The organism is Prevotella sp. MGM2 (assembly GCF_002933955.1).
GTDB lineage: Bacteria > Bacteroidota > Bacteroidia > Bacteroidales > Bacteroidaceae > Alloprevotella.
Genome location: NZ_BEWW01000088.1, coordinates 1 through 3,098, shown reverse-complemented (window position 1 = coordinate 3,098; position 3,098 = coordinate 1). Strand labels below are relative to the sequence as shown.

At 53.8% G+C, this 3,098-nt stretch carries 3 protein-coding genes and 1 pseudogene; all 4 read left to right on the top strand.

Features of this window, described 5'->3' with window-relative positions; translation table 11 throughout:
• Positions 1-421, top strand: a pseudogene (locus tag C5S62_RS02005) (rRNA cytosine-C5-methyltransferase); the annotation flags it as partial.
• A gap of 106 nt (positions 422-527) precedes the next feature.
• Entirely contained in the window at positions 528-1,442 is a 915-nt protein-coding gene (gene prmA, locus C5S62_RS02000) for a 50S ribosomal protein L11 methyltransferase (protein WP_104403844.1), read from the top strand.
• A 57-nt stretch (positions 1,443-1,499) separates the two neighbouring features.
• Entirely contained in the window at positions 1,500-2,147 is a 648-nt protein-coding gene (locus C5S62_RS01995) for a hypothetical protein (protein WP_104403843.1), read from the top strand.
• A 48-nt stretch (positions 2,148-2,195) separates the two neighbouring features.
• A partial coding sequence (locus C5S62_RS01990; protein WP_371411177.1) for a transglutaminase family protein occupies positions 2,196-3,098 on the top strand: 903 nt, incomplete at its 3' end.

Genomic DNA, 3,098 nt, shown 5'->3' with positions numbered 1-3,098 from the left:
GGGAGGGAAGACCGCGGCCGCCTGGCTGGCCGATGCCGGAGATTTCAAGTTGTTCCGTCCGTCAGAGGCACATATCGCCGCTGTGCGCCAGTCGCTCTTCGACGATGTTGAACGCGTCTGCGCCACGGTGAGGGCTGTCAGCGTGGGCATCCTTGTGGCCGAAGAGAAAGGCCGCAAACTTGTTCCCCGTCACGAACTGGCTCTGAGCATCCAACTGGCCGGCGATGCCTTTCCTCGCGCAGAGCTGTCGCCGGACGAAGCGCTGGCCTATCTGCGCCGCGAAGTCCTGACCCTTCCGCCCGACGTGGCAAGGGGATATGTAGTGGCCACTTTTGAGGACCGTCCGCTGGGATTCCTGAACAATCTGGGTTCACGGGCCAACAACTTATACCCCTCAGAATGGCGCATACGCAAGCTCTGATCGTGCCGGCGAACAGACTCTTCCAAAATACATCCGCAATCCGGCTGTTATCGGCCGCAGATGATCCGGTTATTCAATAAAAAAACAAACGAAACCATCTTTTCACATGAAATACCTCGAATTTACTTTTACAACCACACCATCGGACGAAACAGTGCACGACATTCTGTCTGCCGTATTGGCGGATGTCGGCTTTGACAGTTTTGTTCATCCGGACGCCCTCGACTTGCCCCGCGTGGCGGAGACTGACGACCCCGAAGCGCCCGTTTTTGCCGAAGCCGCTACGGCAGGCCCTTTCAAGGCTTACATCAAACGTGACCTCTACGACTCCGGCATACTTGACGCTGCTCTGGCTGATTTTCCTCTGCCGGAGGTGAAAGTGGAATATGTCATGGCAGAGGCGGAAGACAAAAACTGGAACGAGGAATGGGAGAAGAATTATTTTCAGCCGCTGATGGTGGACGGCCGGTGTGTCATAGCGGGCACCTTTCACAAGGATGTGCCGCAGGCGGAGTTCAACATCACCATCAATCCGCAGATGTCTTTCGGTACGGGACATCACGCCACAACATCACAGATGATAAGCCGACTGCTTGAGGACGATATGACCGGACGGGAGGTGCTCGACATGGGATGTGGCACAAGCATTCTGGCCATCCTGGCGCGCATGCGCGGTGCGGCCCGCTGCGTGGCTGTCGACAACGACGAGTGGTGTGTGCGTAATTCGGAGGAAAACATCGCCCTCAATGGCGTAAGCGGTATCGAGGTATATTTGGGTGACGCCTCGACACTGGCGGACAAGGGACCTTTCGATGTCATCATAGCCAACATCAACCGCAATATCCTGCTGGCGGACTTACAGCATTACGTACCACGCATGAAAGCAGGCGGTATCATCTATATGAGCGGTTTCTATGTGGAAGATGTGGAAAAGATATGCACTGAAGCCGAACGGCTGGGGCTGCACTTTGAAAATGCCCGCGAACAAAACCGATGGGCCTGCGTGAAATTCAGTAAATAACAAACAGAACTTCCCGGCGCATAGCCGGGCATCACACACTTAAAAACGTTTATCCGTATGAGAAAAATTATTTTAGCCCTATTTTCATTCTGCCTGATATTGCCCATAGCGGCACAGCAGCAGAAAGCGGACGTGCGCTCTCACACCATTTTCGCATTTCCCGAATTTAAAGAAGCCAAAGTGCTGCAGCCCTTCGGACGGTTTACCAAGGCGAAAGCCAACATTCTCCTGAAAAACGGCGCGCTCTGCTTTATGCAGGAAGACAAAGTAATGCAGGCTTACACCCGCAACGTGCTGGGCGTAGAGTTTGACTCCATACAATACCGTAAAGTAGACGAAACGAAAATGGGACGCGTCGTGGCGCAAAAGAATCACGACTACCTGCTCTGCGTAACAACCATCAACATGGAAAAACTCAAGGCCGAAACCACCGGCGGCGACAACATGCAATTCCTTGACATGCCGGAAACGGGCGCTTTCTTCGAAATAGACGGCGGAGCTTTTGAGTTTGACAAAGGTTATCCGCTGCAAAACAAATATTACTTCAGCGTAAAAGGGCAAGTATTCCCGGCTAATGAAACCAACTTCAAGAAACACGTGAAACCCGACATGATGAAAGCCTTCAAGCGACTGATGAACGACCGTTACTGGAGCTGGAACGACCCTGCCTCGCTCACACAACTCTTCACTTATATAAAAGAATAACAACGGACTATGAAAAAAACACTCCTCACCTTGACCTTAATCTGCGTAATGGTCGGCGGACAGGCGCAACTTCCGACTACTGTCAGAAACGACTTTGCCGCCCGCAAAGCCGACCTGAAACTGGCCGGTGCAACCCAGCGCCTGAACCAGCTGGCTGTTGAGACCGAAGTCTACGATGCGCTGACATTCCTCTACGCTTACATGCCATGGCCCGATATGGCCGACTACACTGCCGATTACTACGCCACCCAAGCGGCCTGTGCCGTCCGCGCCCGACATGAGATGTCATGGGGAAAGAAGGTGCCCGACCGCGAATGGTACCATTTTGTCCTCCCGGTAAGAGTGAACAATGAAAATCTCGATACCTTCCGCACAGCGAAATACGAGGAACTGAAACGCCGCGTAGCCGGGAAAAGCATGAAGGAGGCCGTGCTCGAAGTGAATCATTGGTGCCATGAATACGTAACTTACAAACCGTCAGACGCCCGCACATCGTCACCTTTGGCCTCCATGCGTACCGCCACGGGACGCTGCGGCGAAGAATCAACCTTCACCGTGGCCGCCTTACGGGCTGTCGGGATTCCGGCCCGACAAGTCTACACGCCACGCTGGGCGCATACCGACGACAATCACGCTTGGGTGGAAGCCTGGGTGGACGGCGAATGGTATTTTCTCGGTGCCTGCGAGCCGGAACCTGTACTCAATTTGGGATGGTTCAACCAACCGGCCTCCCGGGGCATGCTCATGCACACAAAGGTATACGGCCGCTATGCCGGCGATGAGGATGTGATAAGCCGCACACCTTGCTATACCGAAATAAACGTGACTCGCAATTATGCTCCCGTAGCCCGTCAGGGCGTACTGGTATGCGATGAAGCCGGCCATCCTGTGTCAGACGCAAACATCGATTTCAAGATATACAACTATGCCGAACTCTATACCGTCCAGCAC